We start from the raw sequence: 399 nt of genomic DNA, 5'->3' as shown, positions 1-399 counted from the left end.
GCAAAGACAACCAGGATGTTGGCTTAGAAGCAGCCACTCATTAAAAGAGTGCGTAATAGCTCACTGGTCGAGTGACCCTGCGCCGAAAATTCAACGGGGCTAAATCATATACCGAAGCTTGGGATTCCGAAAGGGATGGTAGGAGAGCGTTGTGTAAGGGGTGAAGTCATAGCGGAAGCGGTGGTGGACTTTACACAAGCGAGAATGCCGGAATGAGTAGCGCGAAATGTGTGAGAATCATATTGGCCGAAAGTCTAAGGATTTTGGAGGAAGGTTCGTCCGCTCCAAGTAAGCCGGGAGCTAAGGCGAGGCCGAAAGGCGTAGTCGATGCACATACGGTGGAAATTCCGTAGCCGCCGAAAGATTTAAGTTACAGGACACCTGAAGAAGGCATAACCC

1 rRNA gene is annotated in these 399 nt (G+C 50.4%); it reads left to right on the top strand.

What is annotated here, in order from left to right:
* Positions 1–399: ribosomal RNA gene (locus DPQ25_RS14415) — 23S ribosomal RNA — on the top strand; the annotation flags it as partial.

Origin of the sequence: Hydrogeniiclostridium mannosilyticum (assembly GCF_003268275.1) — a bacterium.
In the GTDB taxonomy this organism is placed as follows: Bacteria; Bacillota; Clostridia; order Oscillospirales; family Acutalibacteraceae; genus Hydrogeniiclostridium; species Hydrogeniiclostridium mannosilyticum.
The sequence above is the reverse complement of the archived record's forward strand: the minus strand, read 5'-3'. Positions and strand labels throughout refer to the sequence as shown.